Source organism: Sunxiuqinia indica, from assembly GCF_009847015.1.
GTDB classification, from domain to species: domain Bacteria; phylum Bacteroidota; class Bacteroidia; order Bacteroidales; family Prolixibacteraceae; genus Sunxiuqinia; species Sunxiuqinia indica.
Genome location: NZ_WVEM01000007.1, coordinates 281,813 through 300,317, shown reverse-complemented (window position 1 = coordinate 300,317; position 18,505 = coordinate 281,813). Strand labels below are relative to the sequence as shown.

14 protein-coding genes are annotated in these 18,505 nt (G+C 39.7%); 5 read left to right on the top strand and 9 right to left on the bottom strand.

Annotated features, from left to right (window positions below; all coding sequences use genetic code 11):
• Positions 1-137: 137 nt before the first annotated feature.
• A complete protein-coding gene (locus tag GR929_RS12675; protein WP_159520353.1) occupies positions 138-1,793 on the bottom strand; it encodes a diphosphate--fructose-6-phosphate 1-phosphotransferase in 1,656 nt (551 codons plus the stop codon).
• Between the two features lie 453 nt (positions 1,794-2,246).
• Between GR929_RS12675 and GR929_RS12670 the strand changes: the two genes are divergently transcribed.
• From GR929_RS12670 to GR929_RS12655, 4 genes are read left to right on the top strand one after another with little or no spacing between them, the layout of a single operon-like run.
• The gene (locus tag GR929_RS12670) at positions 2,247-3,140 is read left to right on the top strand and encodes an HAD family hydrolase (RefSeq protein WP_159520351.1); all 894 of its coding nucleotides are present in this window, start codon (positions 2,247-2,249) and stop codon (positions 3,138-3,140) included.
• A 40-nt stretch (positions 3,141-3,180) separates the two neighbouring features.
• Complete coding sequence (locus tag GR929_RS12665) at positions 3,181-4,404, top strand: glycosyltransferase family protein (RefSeq protein WP_159520349.1); 1,224 nt, start codon at positions 3,181-3,183, stop codon at positions 4,402-4,404.
• A 5-nt stretch (positions 4,405-4,409) separates the two neighbouring features.
• Positions 4,410-6,116, top strand: a complete 1,707-nt coding sequence (locus GR929_RS12660) for a sugar phosphorylase (RefSeq protein ID WP_159520347.1) — start codon at positions 4,410-4,412, stop codon at positions 6,114-6,116.
• A gap of 40 nt (positions 6,117-6,156) precedes the next feature.
• The gene (locus GR929_RS12655; protein WP_159520345.1) at positions 6,157-7,287 is read left to right on the top strand and encodes a glycerate kinase; all 1,131 of its coding nucleotides are present in this window, start codon (positions 6,157-6,159) and stop codon (positions 7,285-7,287) included.
• 18 nt (positions 7,288-7,305) lie between these two features.
• On the opposite strand, the gene GR929_RS12650 is transcribed toward GR929_RS12655, so the two are convergent.
• Complete coding sequence (locus GR929_RS12650; RefSeq protein ID WP_159520343.1) at positions 7,306-7,791, bottom strand: DUF3124 domain-containing protein; 486 nt, start codon at positions 7,789-7,791, stop codon at positions 7,306-7,308.
• Positions 7,792-8,069: 278 nt separating this feature from the next.
• On the opposite strand from GR929_RS12650, the gene GR929_RS12645 reads away from it, so the two are divergent.
• The gene (locus tag GR929_RS12645; protein ID WP_159520341.1) at positions 8,070-9,515 is read left to right on the top strand and encodes an SDR family oxidoreductase; all 1,446 of its coding nucleotides are present in this window, start codon (positions 8,070-8,072) and stop codon (positions 9,513-9,515) included.
• 27 nt (positions 9,516-9,542) lie between these two features.
• Here the strand turns inward: GR929_RS12645 and ccsA are convergent, their stop codons facing one another.
• From ccsA to GR929_RS12610, 7 genes are all read right to left on the bottom strand, one after another.
• Positions 9,543-12,665: a cytochrome c biogenesis protein CcsA gene (gene ccsA, locus GR929_RS12640; RefSeq protein ID WP_159520340.1), complete on the bottom strand. Its 3,123-nt coding sequence runs from the start codon at positions 12,663-12,665 to the stop codon at positions 9,543-9,545.
• A 132-nt stretch (positions 12,666-12,797) separates the two neighbouring features.
• Positions 12,798-13,286, bottom strand: a complete 489-nt coding sequence (locus GR929_RS12635; RefSeq protein WP_159520338.1) for a cytochrome c family protein — start codon at positions 13,284-13,286, stop codon at positions 12,798-12,800.
• A gap of 150 nt (positions 13,287-13,436) precedes the next feature.
• Positions 13,437-14,939 carry a NapC/NirT family cytochrome c gene (locus GR929_RS12630; RefSeq protein WP_159520336.1) on the bottom strand — a complete coding sequence of 501 codons (1,503 nt, stop codon included), beginning with the start codon at positions 14,937-14,939 and terminating at the stop codon, positions 13,437-13,439.
• 478 nt (positions 14,940-15,417) lie between these two features.
• Positions 15,418-16,053, bottom strand: a complete 636-nt coding sequence (locus GR929_RS12625; RefSeq protein WP_159520334.1) for a cytochrome b/b6 domain-containing protein — start codon at positions 16,051-16,053, stop codon at positions 15,418-15,420.
• On the bottom strand, positions 16,043-16,993 hold the full coding sequence (locus GR929_RS12620; protein WP_159520333.1) for a cytochrome c3 family protein: 951 nt from the start codon (positions 16,991-16,993) through the stop codon (positions 16,043-16,045). The genes GR929_RS12625 and GR929_RS12620 overlap by 11 nt, the downstream gene beginning before the upstream one ends.
• 157 nt (positions 16,994-17,150) lie before the next feature.
• Positions 17,151-18,089, bottom strand: coding sequence for a DUF5777 family beta-barrel protein (locus tag GR929_RS12615; RefSeq protein ID WP_159520331.1), 939 nt, complete (start codon positions 18,087-18,089; stop codon positions 17,151-17,153).
• Positions 18,090-18,113: 24 nt separating this feature from the next.
• Positions 18,114-18,494: a hypothetical protein gene (locus GR929_RS12610; RefSeq protein ID WP_159520329.1), complete on the bottom strand. Its 381-nt coding sequence runs from the start codon at positions 18,492-18,494 to the stop codon at positions 18,114-18,116.
• Positions 18,495-18,505 lie beyond the last annotated feature (11 nt).

Sequence of the window (18,505 nt, the reverse complement as noted above, 5' to 3'; positions counted from 1 at the left end):
ATTAAAGTAATTAACTGGTAATTAATACTTTAAAGATACAGATTCCTGCGGTTTTAAACTAATAAATAATGGTTATTTTGCTGACAATCAGATAAATAACTAAGTTTTAACCGAAGTATTGCTAATTCAATGAAGAACTATTTTCCTTTTTGCTCAAGTTGCAACGTAACAGTTGTCAAATCACAAACTTCAGTTGGTCCCCAATATTGAATTGGTCCCGGATATAAATAGCTGGTTTCAATCGCCCACTTTTCACGATTTGCAACAAGATACTTGTAAGGAGCCCCATCCAATTCGACCAATGCTTTTTGAATTACCGGCTTCATATGACCGTGGCGTTTCTCCATGTTCATCATTTGAGTTACCGGAACTCCGCCAGCGATCCATTCATCAGCAGGAGCAGTTGTATTTCTCACGCTCGACATATAACCGGTTTTTCCTGAACCAATCAATACTGAAGCAGTGTACCCCAACGAGTAGCAATAATCAGCATCGAAGTTTGATGGTGCAGCACAACGTCCTTCATATCCAAAGAAGTGATATTGTGTCCCAAATTTTCCTTTAAATTCTCCGCTGGATTTCATGGAATCTAATTTTGTTTTAACCATTTCACCCAATAATTTTTCAGTCTCAATCAACGAAACCTGAACGTTTCCGTGCGGGTCACGATCTAAAGTCAGCTGATTTGCTATTCCAGTAGGTAATGATTGAAATACAGCTGAAGATTCTGGAGTTAACTGCGTTGCCAACCACTCCAGGCGATGGCTTTTTTTCATCATTTTGAATTCCTGCTCAACTGCAGAGCCTTCAGCCAGCAAGTCATTCAACTCAGCAATTAACGTTTTCATTTCAGGAATGAATTCAATCAATCCCTCTGGAATCAGGGCAACACCAAAATTATTGCCATCGTCAGCACGCTTGCTAATAACGCCAGCCATGTATTCCACAATTTCATCAAGGGTTTGCTTTTTCTCAGCAACTTCTTCCGAAATCAATGTAATATTTGGTTGTGTTTGCAAAGCAGCTTCCAAACCAATGTGTGATGCTGAACGCCCCATTAATTTGATGAAGTGCCAGTATTTTTTAGCTGAGTTGGCATCGCGTTGGATATTACCAATCAACTCTGAATAAACTTTTACTGCGGTATCAAATCCGAAAGATGTTTCAATCATTTCGTTTTTCAAGTCACCATCAATCGTCTTTGGGCAACCGACAACCTGCACTCCCGCATTTTTAGCAGCATAGTATTCGGCCAATACGCAGGCGTTTGTATTACTGTCATCACCACCGATAATTACCAGTGCTTTAATATCGAGTTCTTTTAGAATTTCAAGACCTTTGTCGAATTGTGCTTCTTCTTCCAACTTGGTACGGCCCGAACCGATGATATCAAAACCTCCGGTATTTCGGTACCCTTCAAGAAAGTCTGCAGTAATTTCTTTATAATCATGATCAACTAATCCTCCCGGACCACCAAGGAAGCCATACAACTTACTGTCTGGGTTCAACTTTTTAATTCCATCAAAAATACCGGAAATAACGTTGTGTCCCCCCGGAGCCTGCCCTCCTGAAAGAATCACACCAACGTTAACGGCAGCAGATGCCGCAGCCGCTCCTTCTTCAAAAATTAAGATTGGCATTCCATAAGTATTCGGGAATAGTTTCTTTATTTCGTCCTGGTCAGCGACAGATTCAGTTACTGCACCTTCAACAATTTTTACAGAACCTTTTAAAGACTTTGGAAGTTTAGGCTGGTATTCTGCCCTTGCTTTTTGTAATGCGCTAATGGTCATGTTATTAATTTTTAGGATAGTGTTATTATTATTTTAGAAATAAACCGTTGCAAAAATAGCCGAATTTGCATGGTTTAAATATGTTATCAAAGCGAGTTCCTCTGATTTAAAGTTAATTTAAACAGCATCTCGTTCCTAGTCAGAATTAGGCAACGCCCAAATAATGAAATCCATTTTTCTTTCGCAGTTTGCAAACCGATCAATTGGATCAAAATAAGCGTTACTATGCTTTTTGTAAATCTGAAAACTAAAAATCGAACCATACGTGCAAAATGATAATTTCTCGCAGTTACTCCTGACATCTCGAAAAATTGACATTGAAACCAGCATGTAACTTTATCCATTTGTAAAATTATGAACTGATACACTGACGAAACGTTGTAATTACGGACATTAGAATCTATCTTGCTAATCTCTATCAGTTTTTTTAACGAAATCTCAAAATTGCAATTCATGTTTACAGACAAACTCCTGCCGTTTTTACAGAAGATTGAACCGATTGCCATCCGCCCAACTGATGCGCAAGCAAATTATAAAAAGGCTGAAAACATAAAAGCTGTCATTTTTGATATTTATGGCACTTTAATTATATCGGCGTCTGGCGATATCATGCAGGATTCATACGATGCCTCAATGTTTAGCGAAGCATTAAGTAATTCAGGGTACAAAATTCTAGTTCCTGAAAATAAATTAATGGCAATTCATGGCATATTTGAAAAAGTAATACTGCTTGAGAAACAAATCGCCAAAGACAGTGGTACACCTTTTCCCGAATTGAATTTGGTTGAAATTTGGGACAGCACCTTGAAAAAAGCTGAAGCTGATGGTCTAATTAAGTCCTCTGATTTTTCTAATATCAGGCTGTTTACTTTTTTATTTGAGTTGAAGAGCAACCAGGTATGGCCAATGCCGGGGTTGAAAGAAACACTCGACGATCTAAAAACAAAAGGTTATCCGCTTGGCATTGTTTCTAATGCCCAATTCTATACGCCAATTATCATGAATTATTTTTTGTATGGCAGAGTAAAAACCGACGAATTCATCGATGGCTTTGAAAAAGACTTGTCAGTTTTCAGTTACAAAATATTAAAAGGAAAACCCGACCCTCTAATTTATGAAGAGTTAGTTGAACCACTTAAAAAGCGTGGTCTAAAACCACAAGATGTTCTGTATGTTGGCAACGACATGTTAAAAGATATATATGCTTCATCGCAAGTAGGATTTAAAACCTGCTTTTTTGCGGGCGACATGCGTGCATACCGCCTACGAAAAGATCACGAACAAGCATCAAAAACACAACCCGATTATGTTATCACTTCACTCGAACAACTAAAAGATATTTTATAACTTTTGGGAACGAAAAAACTAAAACTAAAAACACAACACTATGGGAGATTTTCATCAGAATGGAGGAATTACAACACTTCACAATTTGAACTATTCAACATTAGAGTATCTGGAAGCGAAATTGATGAAGTTCTCGAGACGAAGGAAGATGGGTTTAATCATTCCTTCACTATACTCCGAGTTGGAGCAGCCAGCTCTGAAAAATATTGTCAATATCCTGAAAGATGTTCCCTATATTAATGAAATAACCATTGGTCTTGACCGTGCTACTAAGGAGCAATACTTGCACGCTAAGGAGTATTTTAAGGAATTGAGCACAGAACAAAGGCGTTGCCGAGTAATTTGGAACGATGGCCCGCGAATGAAAGCTATTCAAAAGTTATTTGAAGAAAATAAAATATACACCGGCGATCCGGGTAAAGGTCGAAATGTATGGTTTTGTTTTGGGTACATGATTGCCTCAGGCCGTTCGGAAGCCATTGCGCTGCACGATGCCGACGTGATTACCTACTCGCGCGATATGCTCGCTCGGTTGTTTTATCCGGTTGCAGATCCAAAATTCAACTATAAATTTTGTAAGGGGTATTATTTCCGTTCAGATGGCATCAAATTGAATGGCCGCGTTACTCGGCTGATGGTCACCCCATTGATTCGATCGCTGAAAAAAGTGTTCCCCGCGAATGACTATCTCGACTTTCTGGATCATTTCCGCTACATTCTGGCTGGCGAATTTTCGATGCGGGCTGATATTATGAAAACAGTTCGCATCCCTTCGGATTGGGGGCTTGAAGTAGGAATTCTTTCTGAAGTTCAGCGAAACAACGCCATCAACCGGATCTGCCAGGTTGAGATTGCCGATGGATACGATCATAAACATCAACCTGAATCGCACGACGATCCGAGCTCCGGACTTTCGAAAATGAGTTTCGATATTGCCCGTAGTATTTATGCCAAATTAGCTACTCAGGGCTCTGTTTTTAGCAAAGGTATTTTTCGCACCGTAAAAGCTACTTATCTGCGAATGGCACTCGACATGGTCGAACAATACGCAGCCGATGCTTCGATTAACGGGCTTGCAATGGATCGCCATAAAGAAGAACAAACAGTTGATATTTTTGCGGCAAACATTTATCGTGCCGGAGTTGAATACCTTGACAACCCCAACCTGATTCCGTTTATCCCATCGTGGAAACGAGTGTTGGATGCCATTCCGGATGTGTTAGATATTTTTAATGATGCAGTAGAGCAAGATAATAAGATGTAAGATATATGCATATACGATTGAGAACGAAGCTGATTAACAGGCTAAACCGAATTTATCGGAAGACTTTATCAGAAGAGTGGATTGAAGAATTTTTGCAATTCGTTGAAGAGAGAAAGAATCCAACCCCAAAACAGCGTCCGCTTTGGGATGAGCGTAAAGTGGTACTGATTACTTATGGCGACGTAGTAAAACAGAAAGGAGAAGCTCCGCTTGAAACCTTGCGAAAGTTTGCCAACGAGCATTTTCGTGGATGCATTTCTACCATACACATTCTTCCATTTTTTCCGTATAGCAGTGACGATGGATTTTCGGTGATGGACTTTTACAAGATAAATCCTGAATTGGGAGACTGGAGTAACATTGAAGCACTGGAGAAAGATTTTTTGCTGATGGCCGATTTAGTCGCCAATCATGCCAGCAGCAAAGGCGTTTGGTTCAAGCAATTCCTGAACCAGGAAGAACCGGGCAAGAATTATTTCTTTGTTCCACCAGAGGATTTCGACACCTCGAAAGTTATTCGCCCGCGAAGCTCGCCACTTCTATCAACTTATGATACGGTAGATGGCCCAAAGAGAGTATGGACAACCTTTAGTGCTGACCAAGTCGATTTGAATTATGCGAATCCGGAAGTGTTGAAAGAAATGCTCAACGTATTTCTTTTCTATTTGTCTAAAGGAATTCGGGTTATCCGGCTTGATGCTATTGCTTTTTTGTGGAAAGCAAGTGGACTGGAAAGCATGCACGAACAGGAAACCCACGAAATTGTATCCTTGTTTCGCGAAATCATGGATTATTGCTATCCGGGCGCATTATTGCTAACAGAAACCAATGTTCCGCACCGCGAAAACATTACTTATTTCGGGCTAGGAGATGAAGCACACCTGATCTACCAGTTTGCTCTTCCCCCGCTCATTTTACATGCACTACATACCGGAAATGGAGGTTACCTTACCCGATGGGCAAAAGAACTCAACGACCCGCAAAAGGGTATGACATACCTGAACTTCACATCTTCACACGATGGCATTGGAGTTCGTCCCTTGGAAGGAGTAATGCCCGATGACGAAAAAATGAAGATGGTTGAAAAGTTAAAAGACTTTGGAGCCAGAGTAACTACCCGTCAGCTCGGAGATAAGCATGTTCCGTACGAAATCAATGTCACTTTTTATGATGCCTTGAAAGGAACTAAGAATGGTGAAGATGAATTCCAGAATGAACGATTCCTGCAGTCTCAAACCATCATGCTTTCATTACAGGGAGTGCCGGCCTTTTATTTCCTGAATCTTCTGGGAATTGAAAATGACAACGAAGGGCTGACTCGCACAGGCGTCAACCGCTCCATCAATCGGCGTAAGTTCACAAACGAGGAATTGAAAGGTATGCTGAAAGGCAACTCAAGATACAAAGCAATTTTGAAAGAATTGATCCATCGCACCGGAATTCGAAGAAACCTAGAGGCCTTCTCGCCCAATACGCAGCAATTGGTGCTCGAACTAGGCGATTCGGTGTTTGCCATTTTGCGAAAAGCTGACCAAATGGAAAAATCAGTGGTTTGTCTATTCAACCTGACCGCCCAAACGCAACAGCTTTCACTTCCTCCGGGTTTGATGGAATTTAGTCGCGACTTAATTACACGCACACTTCATTCAACCGAAGAGCTGGAATTGAAACCTTATCAAAGCATGTGGTTAATCACCAGATTCATCACTTAACTTTATCGTTTCTCTTTAATAGTCATAAAAATCCCTCGTAATGAAAGTACTCATTTGCCCCGATTCGTTTAAAGACTGCCTGAACGCCATTGATGTAGCCAAGCATTTTGCAACCGGTATTTTTAGGGTTGATCCAACAGCACAAATAACACACATTCCACTGGCCGATGGCGGCGAAGGTTTTGTGCAAACCATGCTTTCAGCCTTAGGTGGCCAAAAGATAAACCTCCCTGTTTTAGATCCATTGGGAAGAGAGGTTCAGGGTTTTTATGGTATTTTAAATGACCAGCGAACTGCGGTAATCGAGATGGCTGCAGCTTCAGGAATTGAGCATTTATCCCCTGAAGAACGCAATCCGCTTACTAGTTCCACTTTTGGCACCGGGCAGTTGATGAAAGATGCCATGGAAAAAGGTTGTAGAAAACTGATTATCGGTATTGGCGGAAGTGCTACCAACGATGGAGGAACCGGAATGGCCAAAGCTCTGGGCTACCGTTTTCGGAATGACAAAGGACAAGAAATTACTGAAGGTGGAGGCCATCTTAACCAGCTGGTAAAGATCGATTCGTCGAATATTTTCTTTCAAATAAAAGACACCGAAATATTAACGGCCTGCGATGTAAACAATCCGTTGACGGGGCTTAACGGAGCATCGGCCATTTACGGACCTCAAAAAGGGGCTTCAGTTGAAATGATTAACGAACTGGACAGAAATCTGACACATTTAGCCGAAATTATTAAAACTGATCTGCAAAAGGAGGTTTTAAAAATCCCGGGAGGTGGCGCTGCCGGAGGACTGGGAGCAGGATTGGTCGCCTTTTGTGGAGCCAAACTTCAAACCGGATTTGACATTGTAAAAGAGCAAACCAAGCTGGAAGAGGCCATACAAAAAGCGGATATAGTAATTACCGGAGAAGGGAAAATGGATGCTCAAACCAAGCAGGGAAAGACCCCCTGGGGCGTTGCTCAGTTGGCTAAAAAACATCAGAAAAGATGCATCGGTATTGCCGGTTTTTTAGGCGATGGCTACCGCGAGCTATATGATGAAGGTTTCACGTCAATTTTTGCCATTCCTCACGGTCCCATTTCGCTAGATGAAAGTTTACGCAAAGCTCCCGAATTACTTGCTGATAAAGCAGAACAAATCTTTCGGCTACTCCTGCTTGACTAAAAGAACGGGGTGCTGAAATTATCGCTTTACTCCTGAAGTTGTAAATGAGATTCCCTGCTGTCCGGAAGTAGAAATCATAACCGCCTCGAAAAAGGGCTCGTGCGTACCTGGTTTAACCGCCCAATCGAAAATAAAATTGGCTCCAGTACCTCCATGTTCATCTCGTTCATCGACTACAATTTCAATCGTCTCCAAGGGTTTCAAAAAGATTGGGCTATTGAAATAAGTACGAATTAAATCGCCGGCGGTATTGTAATAATCTGATCGTAGAATGTAAATTGAATCCTCAAAACTAATATTTCGAATACTAATTGTCGCAGTCAAATTGTAGGTTCGTTTTTCAGTCAGACTATATATTTCCGAATAAACAGAAAGGTAAGAACTTCCATAATCTAAACTATCCGAAGAATTAATTTTCGCTTGCCGCTGTTCCCAATGCATTGGATTTACTGAACTAATTTCCGGACGATTACAGGAAGCCAATACGATAAGCAAAACAAGCATGCTGCTGCAGATTTGAGAGAGAAATCTTACTAAACGAAAGAATCTTGTCATAATTAGAGAAATATTTATTGCACAAGTTAGCAAATACCATTCAGACCATGTGCAAAAACAGCTGATTAATTATTGGCTGAAACTACTTATTCATTGTAAACAGAATCGCATAGCGAACTTTTATAATGCACTAAAATTTCAAATATCTCAAAACAAAACACGGGATTTTGAGGTATACGTTTATAATGCTAATTTACTAGTCTGAATATACCTAAGCTGAAAACGAAATGAAACTACTACTAACCGGAATTACCGGATACGTTGGAAAGCGCATACTTCCTTTATTGGTTGAAAATGGGCATGATGTTTATTGCTGTGTTCGCAACCTCGAACGGGTGGAAGAAAAATGGCAGCATCACCCTCAGGTCAAACTCATTGAAATTGACTTTCTCAAAACCGACTCTCATCAACGCTTTCCTCCAGACATTGAAATTGCATATTATCTCATTCACTCGATGGCTTCAAACGATGGTGATTTTGAAGATATGGAACTCCAGGCAGCCGCCAATTTCAGAAAACTGCTTACTCAAACTAACGTGCGACAAGTGATCTATCTTGGTGGTATTTCGAATGACAAATACCTGTCAAAGCATTTGCGGTCTCGACTTAATGTTGAAAAAGAGCTTTCGAAAGGGGACTATCAACTAACGACACTAAACGCCGGAATCATTATCGGTTCAGGCAGCGCTTCGTTTGAAATAATCAGAGATATCGTTGAGAAACTCCCGATAATGATCACCCCTCGATGGGTTTTAACCAAATCTCACCCCATTGGGATTCGCGATGTTTTGAAGTTTTTAATTGGGGTTATGGACAACCAAGCTTGTTTTAACAAAAGTTTTGATATAGGAGGCAAAGATATTTTAACCTATAAAGACATGCTATTGCAATATGCAGAAATCCGACAATTGAAACGAAAAGTAATCGCCTTGCCCATCATGACTCCCCGCTTGTCATCGTATTGGTTATTTTTTATCACATCCACCTCGTATAAATTGGCTATAAACCTGGTAAATAGTTTAAAGGTTGAAGTTATTGCCAAAGAGAACTCGTTGCCAAAATTATTGAATATTGAGCCGCTAAATTACAAAGAAGCCGTTGAAGCAGCATTCAAAAGAATCAGGCAAAACCAAGTTTATTCGAGCTGGAAAGACGCACTAAGTTCCAGTGAATTCGACACCGACTATTCTGACCAGATTGATGTTCCGGAATATGGGTGCTATCGAAACAAGCAAGTAGTTTCATTTCATAAACCAATAGAAGAAGTTACAAAAGTAATTTGGGCGATTGGAGGGCAAAACGGTTGGTACTATGGCACGTGGCTCTGGAGAATTCGTGGATACCTCGATAAGCTTTCCGGAGGGATTGGACTTCGACGCGGACGTACCAGTCCGACTGAAATAAAGAACGGAGATGCTCTTGATTTTTGGCGCGTTCTGCTCGCAAACGGCGACAAAAAACGTTTGCTTCTGTATGCTGAGATGAAGCTTCCCGGAGAAGCTTGGCTCGAATTTAAGGTCGTTGAAAAACCAGAACAAAATAGCCTGATTCAAACGGCCACCTTCCGTCCCAAAGGTGTCTGGGGAAGATTTTACTGGGGATTATCCTGGCCCTTCCACTTATTCATTTTTCGAGGAATGGCGCGCAATATCATCAAAAAAGCCGGCAACTGAAAACAGCTGCCGGCTTGCAATTATGAGTTACTCTTTCGTTTCAAGCTTTATGATCTTCTCAGCACCGCCATATTTACGTTCCGACATTGCCGCTAAAATAATGGCAGCAATTACAATTGCAATAGCTACATACACGAAACCTGGCACCGGTGGTGGATCGCCTTGTGCATAGGAATGCATCCCGGAAAGGTAATAATTCACCCCAAAGAAAGTCATCAGTACCGAGCTGAACCCAGCCAATGCGAGCGAACTTAATACAAAATGATTATACAATCCGGGAACCTTCCGTAAATGAATGATAAACGAATATACCAGAATAGTTACCAAAGCCCAGGTTTCCTTCGGATCCCACCCCCAATAACGTCCCCACGATTCGTTTGCCCAAACACCTCCAATAAATGCACCTATGGTGAGTAAAATCAAGCCAACAATTATCGACAGTTCAATAATAATGGCCAATTCAACAATCGTAAATGAAGCACTTTTCAGGTTCTTCGAATTACGAAACATCATAATGATCAGGTTTAAAAAACCGACTAAAGCAGCAACGCCCAAAAAGCCATAGCTGGCAGTAATCACTGCAACATGCACGATCAGCCAGTATGATTTAAGTACGGGCACAAGGTTCGTAATTTCCGGATTCATCCAGCTCAATCCAGCTACCATTAATATCAGCGACGATAAAATTGTAGTTACAGCCAGCGTAATCTGTGATTTCCTGATAAATACAAAACCCGTTAGCAAGGCAGACCATCCAATGTATAACATCGTTTCGTAACCATTACTCCATGGCGCATGACCGGAAATATACCAGCGTAAAGCTAATCCGCCTGTATACGCAAGAAAAACAACTGCCACAGCGACGGTCCCAGCTGTTAAAAGTTTTTTGAGATTTAGCTTTTCGTTGAAGATTCCAATCAAATGAATAATCAACAAGAAAAAGCCAACAACTCCTGCGATGCGCGAAATCCAGGTAAATATATTGAATTTGTTATACAGTATTTCTAACTCAATTTTGGTTTGATCAGGAATAATTTCATGTCCGTGTGTCTGTTGAAATTGCTTGATCTCTTCGAGTCGTTGATTCGCGCTTTGATAATTGCCGGTGCTAATGGCTTGATTGACTTCTTGAAAATAAGCACTTAATAGCTGAATACTATCGGTTTGATGTGAGCCGAGTTTATAAAAATCCTTCTCACTTACCCACTTGTTATTATTGTGGTTCTGCACAGGAAAAACATTCATGAAATTGCCTTGAAAAATCTGATAACAAATATTCATTCGCTCATCAACATTGATGACTTCCTTGTCGAACTTATTTCGTTTCGTGGGCTGCTTTTTATAGGTTACATCAACCAATTGTTGCAATTTATATATTCCGGTATTCTGGCTCAACATCTGATTGAAAGAAACATACTTTTCTGAAAAACCCAGTTGTTTTTGCAATTCACTATTCGCAATACGAATGATCGGAACGTTTCTCCAGGAATCAGGACGCGCACTCATCCCCAAAAAGACTTCGGCTGCTGACATTCCCTCGAAAGAGCTTTTGCGATTAAGCTTTCTTAGCACCTCCGATGCCAGCGTATTTACAGGCTCTATCCTACCCTTCGTATCTTGCACCAACAAAGTTTCGAATTGTGCAACATGATCTTTATCAATTCTCGCGGGAGTAACTTGTTGAGCATGCAATAATCCGGGGCCTAAGAGCAACAATGCCAAAACCACACTTGCCATCGACTTCTTTTTCAAATCCTTTAAACGTGAGCTGGATCGCAGCAGTGACTGAAAACGGCTTTTCTTATTAAAGAAGGAAAAAATCATACCCAACGACATTAAAAAATAACCAATATAGGTAACTCCAGTTCCCAAAGAATCATGACTAACCGACAAAATTGTCCCTTTTTCATCCGTATCATAAGATGATTGGAAGAAACGGTAGCCCCCGTAATCCAAAATATTATTCATAAAAATTCGGTACGGTTTTTCGACTCCTTTCGTGTTGTCAATTAACGTCACATCGCTCGCATACGAAGAAGGGCTCATACTCCCGGGATAACGCTCCAATTGAAAATCATTCAAATATATTTGAAAAGGAAGATCGATAAGTTGCGAACCGTAGCTTACTTCCAAATCAACATTTCCAAAATCGGCCCTTGTTGATACATTCTGCTGTCCATAGTTGTCGTAAACAACCAACTGTTTTTGCTGGTCGCCATCAGTAAGCTGAAGAAGAATCGCATCTCTCCTATTTTTTGCAGTAGTTTGATCGGTATCAGTTGATAAAAGCTTACGACCGTATGGCAGGTAAGATTTCAGGGCAAAGATATGTTCACCCAATCGGTACATCCCCTGGCCCTTTATGGCGAATTCCTGACGAGGTTCAATCACTTTCTCTATAACTCCAGTCATTGATACAACCTGAACAGTATCCCGGGCTGTAGCAACCAAGCCAGCTGTTGACCGCTTGATAAAAAGAGATGCATCCTTCTGTTGGCCTTCAAAACTAATCAATAATTCATCCGAAGCTATTTCTTCATTCAATTCCAATATTAAATCGCGTCGTTCGTTATTATTATTCACCAAGATGAAAGAAAAAATAGCATTTCCTCCTTCATCAGCCACAATACTCTCGATTGCAGACGGCACATAATTGAGCATTTCAATCTCAATATTATAATCACCAACTGAAACACTTTCATCAAATTGATTTCGGGTATATGGAGAAAAAAGCACTCTCCAATTCTCCTGAGTATTTAGCCCGTTTGTAGATGCATTTACACTGATATAATTATCGGTTGAAATCAGTTGATCAGAAGCGCTCCCTTCGCGAATATGCATTTGCCCTTCGAAACTGTAAAAACGGGTTATTCCGGCTCCTACAAGTATAATAATAAAAGCCAGATGAAAAAGCACCATGCTCCAGCGCTTAAGCTGAAACGCTTTATAATAAAACAGGCCTCCAACTAAATTAATACTTGTGAATCCAAGTAAAATATTAAACCACCAGGCATTATAAATCAACACTTTTGCAGTAACTGTTCCATAATCGTTCTCAATAAAAGTTGCATAGGCAATAGCTATCGCAAAAACAACCAGCAAGCATGAGGTTGTCATCATTGAAAACAGTGCGGACTTTATTCTTTTCATACGTTAAACGACTTTTACGTTTCTTATATTTAAACGATAAATAAAAATGGGGCAGTAAAAAAAAACTCCTTTGCTTATTCGAAATAAGCAAAGGAATTTTTCTAGATCAACCTCATAAAAAAAATCTAGATCTTAATTTGTGGTCGGATCATCGTGTGCAATTTTTGCAACATACTCTTCATAATTAAATCCTTTAAAAGTTGGACTTTCTTCATTATGGCATGTTCGGCATAATTGTTCATCCGGAATAATTAAGCCTTTTGACATCGCCAATTTTCTGTTTTTCATTATTCCTGCAGACTTGTATATACTGCCAGGTCCATGGCACGACTCACAAGAAACACCCTCTTCAACTTTAATCGAAGCTACCATGTCAGGATGAGCAGCTGCCGTTGAGTGGCACTTTAAACATTTTGGATTTTCAGCGTCTGCACCTTTCAACGACTCCATTGCATTTGCATGAGGTCCTTCAGCCCACTTGTTGTATTGTTCTCCTTTATTGGGTTTGTTATGGCACATTTTACATTTGTCTGCCCCAATGTACTTATAATTCTGCGCAAACGCTACAGAACTAATCATTAGCGCAAGCCCCAGTAAAAACATTAATTTTCTGTAATTCATAGTCTTAAATATTATGGGTTTATACTATACGTCTTCAATATTTACACCAATATTTTTGAACAAATACTAACGACGATCCATCGTCCTAAATTAATAACTTCTGGATTCATGAACAACGATCAGCGATGATATATATCAACTTGTCGAAATTTAATACAATGCGGAGTGGCACACCGAACATGATTCCGTTTTCCAATCGTCTCCAATATCAACCGGATGCTTGAATTCGAGCGGTTCAAAAGACTCAGAATATTCCATTTCGTCAGGTGTTCCTTGTGCTAAGATATTATGACACAGATTGCAATCTTTTGAAATTACCTGCCCCGACTCAGCGGCATGACGATCGTTATGACATCGGAAGCAACCATCGTTTTCCATATGGCCGACGTTGTTTGGATAATACTTCCAACTTACGTTCATCAATGGAAAGAAGTTATGCGCATATTGATCTTGAATTTCCGCAATAGCTTGCTCAACCTCCGCAGTTCTGTTCTCCAGTACTTCCGGCTCAACCAACTCATAATACTCACGAACCTGACTACTGATAGCTGCAAAGGCTGAATCCTTTGTAGGGTATTCCTGATAAAGCGCCATCATGGCTATTAACTTTATACTCGGAAGAGTTTTAGAAATTCGCCCCTCGGCCATTGATTGATCAATGAAATTCTGTGGCACTCTGTAGTTGTGCGAAGGTCTGTTGTGGCAATCCAAACAATCCATCACTCTTGTTTCCAGCGTATCAAGTTCCGCTTGGCTCAACGGGTAATCACCATCAGTATAAGTTTGACTTTCTCCGGTTTTTGTATTGGTGTACTTTACCCAAGGTATAATTTGTCGATCATGGTCAACTGCTTTGTATTCAATTTTCACATCAGGACTAATATGTTGATGAATTCCCTTTTCCATTCCATGCACAGTCGCTTTGGAACTGGTTTTAATTTGTAGGTGAACGATTTGCTCTGTATTGTTATCATCAGCCAAAAATGAATGTTCAACTCTTAATTTACGATCATAAAACTTCTCGGGCCAGTGACACTCTTCACAAGTTTCGCGAGCAGGACGTAAATTTTCAATTGGAGTAGGAATTGGTTTTGGATACTTTTTAGCTAATACAGAGTATACCTGATACATTCCGGAAAGTTTACTTTTCACATACCAGCCGGCACCAGCTCCAACATGACACTCAACACATGCAACTCTTTCATGCGACGACCCATGATAAGTGACATATTCCGGCTCCATTACCTGATGACATAGTTTTCCGCAGAATTCAACTGATTCGGTATAATGAAAAGCTTCATAGCTTCCTATTGACGAAATAATTAGCAAAAATACAGTACCAACAATAAAAATGGTTGATGCATTGCGGACTGCCACATTATTGAAATCGAGAATAGGCCAGTTCAACTCCCGTCCTTCGGATTTAGCTTTTCTGGCTTTTTTGCGGTTAATTCTCATTCCTATTGGAATAAGCAGCAATCCAATAATCATAAAAGCAGGAAGCACAAGGTAAATAAAGATACCAATATAGGAACCTCCGAATCCAAAAATGGTATTCAAAATCATCAACGATAAAATAGACGCCAAGTTGAATACCGCCAATATTGCTCCGGTAATCGAGATCCAATTTCTAATTGAGGAAGGTAGTTTCATACTATTTCATGTTTAGTAACTATCGTTTATTGGTTAATTCCAGTTTGAAAAAAACAAACTCGCTATAATTGCATCCGTAATCCGATTCAAGAAAATTACTTATAAAGCTATCTTTTTTACGCTATTATCAGTTATTCTTTGTTAGCGATATATCAATGAATAAATGATAAATATCACCGATGCAATTCTCGTAAAGAAAATGGCAACGTTCGAGTAGCCAGATCACTTAGAGGAACTGAATTAACGTATCAGAAAACATAGCCAACCCTAAAAAAGATCCACCAAGGAATGCAAGTCTTAAAAGTATGATTCTAATGTGTGTTTTGACAAGCAATTTGAAACTGACTTACCTTCATGTATATAGATACAAACTCACTTTCACCTCAACGCAAAAGAACAGGTTAATTCAATTAACTCATCCACAGTGAAATCTTAATTCAGAGCAAATTTCTTCCTCAAATTTCGAAATAGAACGTCCCTATTTCTTTCCGTGATGAATGTGATGCCACCCGCTGATAATACTTTTAAAGTTCTCCAAAGGAGACTTACCAATCGTAGCAACATATAAATGAATGATCAAAAAGATAGAAATAACGAATCCAATAATTGAGTGAAAAACAGCGGTCACAAAAATACCACTCAGGCTGTAAACCTTCTCAATAATAAGCTCGGGGAATAGTAATGCAAATCCGGTAATAATAGCTCCAGGAACTGCCAAATACATGACGAGAATATAGAAATATTTCTGTAGTGGGTTAAATTTTCGTTTTTCCGACAATGGATAAGGAGCACTTTCGCCATGAAACATTCCCCAAGAGTAATACTTAGCCTGTTTAATGGGTCGCTTTATAAATGCTCTAGGCTTAACAAGATAAAACTTACCATTTGAAGTGACCAAATTTCCGATGAGAAACAAAAAGTAATTCAGGGTCACAATAATACCCGAAATATTGTGCGCATCAACCGCTTTGTCAAATGACATAATAAAACCAGAATCTATTCCTGATTGCATTGATAGTCCGGTAATGATCAGGACAATAATTCCAAGCGCATTGATTCCGTGCCAAATACGTAACCACATCGGATAAAAGTAGACCTTATTATTATTTGTCATCGGGCTTTCTATTTAGAATTCTGAAAATCGTATGAATGATAATAACCACAATTAAACCAATAAAGATAATATAACTAAGCGTTTTAAGGAGTGGCACTTGGTGCGTACCAATAACATAGGAATCATTAGAAACCATCGTTCCTAAAATACCATTTCCTTTTCTACTTTGTAAATTTTCGTACTTATACAAAGAGGCAATTAATCTGGAGTTTGAACTGTGACACTCTACACACTTCCGCAACGCTTGCTCTTTCGGGAGTATATTGTGCGAAACCATTAGGCTATCTTCCACCTGTGTGTGACACTCAATACAGCGAACATTTTCGAAGTGTAATTTTTGATTAGGCAACCAATTATGGACTTCGACCAACTCCGGATTATCTTTGCCGGAAACCAATTTATACTCTTGCATCGAATTATGACAAGACAAACACATGTTGTTGCTATACTCAACAATTTCCTGAACATTACTACTTGTTCGCGCTGTTGCCGTGTAAGTATGTTGGCTATGGCACTTCGAACAGGTAAACGCATCGCCATAAGTCTGATAATGCACACTTTTTTGATACTCCTCATCAATCCGCTCAAATTGATATTTTGCAAACGACTCATCACCTCCGTGACAATCCAAACATGTCGCTAAAGGTTCCAGTTTTATGTTGGCACTATGAGGATAGGTCGTATATTCGTAAGAATGGCAATCAATACAGTCAAACACATGATGGACGCCTGCTTTCAATGCAATCGTATCCAATACAAAATAGGGGTTCATCAACCGACTTTCTTGCCGTTCCATCAAATCATTATGAAATGTATAGGTTTGATTCGAGTGGCATTTCAGGCACTGGTGTTCTTGTGCATTTTCGTATGATTGCGCCCTTGCTCCAAGCCATCCAAAACAACAAACAAAAACTATTAGTATTAATCTATTCCTCATCATGTATGTTTAACACAGTTGATTTATTACAAACCATATCTCATATTTCATCGTTGCTCAAAACTTGATCAAGCCTAATTCCCAAAATATTATTACGAATAAAATGGCAATATCACAGAAATTGATATCACCATTCTATTTTTATATTTTATTTATCTTTTTAGAACATCCATAAACGGGTTATTGTGAATCCAATAGCAAGTCCCTCAAATGGATCATTCATATTATTCATCATGTCGTATTGCGGAAGAATGCCATTAGCATTGCCAACATACATTTGAAATGCGTGCGTATAAGTTGACACCTCAATACCAAACTTTAAACTAGCTTTTGGGTGATATGGGCCATCCCAACCTGGTGCATTGTTCGCATTCCAACCCGAATGTTGTTCCGAGATATCATCAATTTTCAATGGTGCATCATAACTGAATATAAATGATGACTGCGGTGAAAATTTCAACCGACCGTTAAAATGCAATCCAACCCGGTCATGATCGTGGTACTGCGCAACTAAGTTAGCATGAGAAAAACTAACTCCGGCTTGCAATGAAAGCGCATCAGAAAACTTACGACCTATCAGTAATTGTGCGAAATATGAATAACGATCGCTACCTCTAAATTCAAAGGTGTCTAGTGGATTTTCGTAATTATTTAATCCCCCGAAGTCATCCTTAGGCCGGCCGTCAATTGCAGCATTACCCAATACCGTTACAAAAACAGGTACCGTGTTCTTTTCAGTTTGCTCCAAAACAGTCCACTTCGCATTTAAGTCGGTGTATAAATTGAGTTTTGTTACTCCAATACCTAGCTGAAGATTTTTGGCTGGCACATAATTTAAAGCAAGCCTCACATTGGCACCGGCAGCGTATAATCCAAATAGATCAAAAGCAGCATCGCCATTATCTATTGGTCCAAACTTGTGTTGGATCACAAATTCCAATGATTTTACAGAAGGTATATAGGAGGTTTGTGCGTCAATTAGGGTTCCATTTTCAAAAGCGGCTCCAACAGGTTGATCCTTTTCGGCAGCTTCATCCTGCGCCCACATGTTAACAGAAACAAACAGACTTAATATGACAATTAATAATGTTTTTTTCATGTTCAAAGTTTCTTTAGTTAATTACTAATTGTTTTCTGCTCCCTGTGCAATCCATCCCCGAACAAGAGCAGCTTCGTTGGTTGAATACTTGGCCGCATGGTTCCCCGCTGGACTTGCTTTAGTATAAATCTCACTTTCTTCAGGCGTTGTTAAGTTGATATAGCCTGAGATACTATTATAGGCTTTATCTGCGGTCAAATCTGGAGTAGGTTTTATTCCACCAGCTTTATGGCAGCCTATACATTTAGCTTCAAAAATTGGAACAATATCGTTTTCAAAACTAACAGCTACAGCATCAGGGTCATCCGGATTGAATGGTGCTTCGGGAGCAACAAAATCATAAACACAACCACTAACGACAAAGCCAAGAACTGCTATAATAATATATATTAATTTTTTTTCCATTTCGTTGTGCT